General features: G+C 37.4%; 1 protein-coding gene. It reads right to left on the bottom strand.

Translation table 11 applies throughout. The features are described from left to right. Positions 1–514: tyrosine-type recombinase/integrase (locus HT723_RS11075; RefSeq protein ID WP_172935203.1), on the bottom strand; the 514-nt coding region annotated here is incomplete at both ends.

The raw sequence follows: 514 nt of genomic DNA, 5'->3' as shown, positions 1-514 counted from the left end.
TGTAAAGCCGCAGCATGAGCACCGTCTTATTATCCAAGTCAATCATTCTAACGTTTGATTTTGTTTTAGGGGTAGTGACTTCTTTTTCACAGTTTAGAGTCTTATTTACGTCTAGTGTACCGTTTTGTAAGTCAATATCAGACCATTTGAGGGCTAAACATTCACGAATGCGCAAACCAGTCGCTAAAAGCGTCTTATACAGCACTGTATCGTAGAAATTTTTGTAAGTATTAGGCAACCGATCCAGATAATTTAAGAATTTTTTTAAGTTATCATCATCCAGATATTTTAGTTTTTGCCCTTCTTTTGGTTTGCGACGTGGGACGATAATATCACGGGCAGGATTAAAAGGGATAACTTGCAAGGATACGGCGTATTTAAGTATGCGTTTATTTAACGAGTTAAGTTGCGGATATTCTTGGTAGCCTTTTCCTAGTTGATTGTACTCTTTTGCCCATTGATTAACTTGCTTTTGAATAACTGGGGGTGTTAGCTTATCTAGTTTGTAGTCTCC

Origin of the sequence: Streptococcus sp. 2106 (genome assembly GCF_013277315.1) — a bacterium.
Lineage (GTDB): Bacteria > Bacillota > Bacilli > Lactobacillales > Streptococcaceae > Streptococcus > Streptococcus pseudopneumoniae.
Note: the sequence above shows the minus strand (reverse complement) of the source record. Positions and strands in the feature narration are given on the sequence as shown.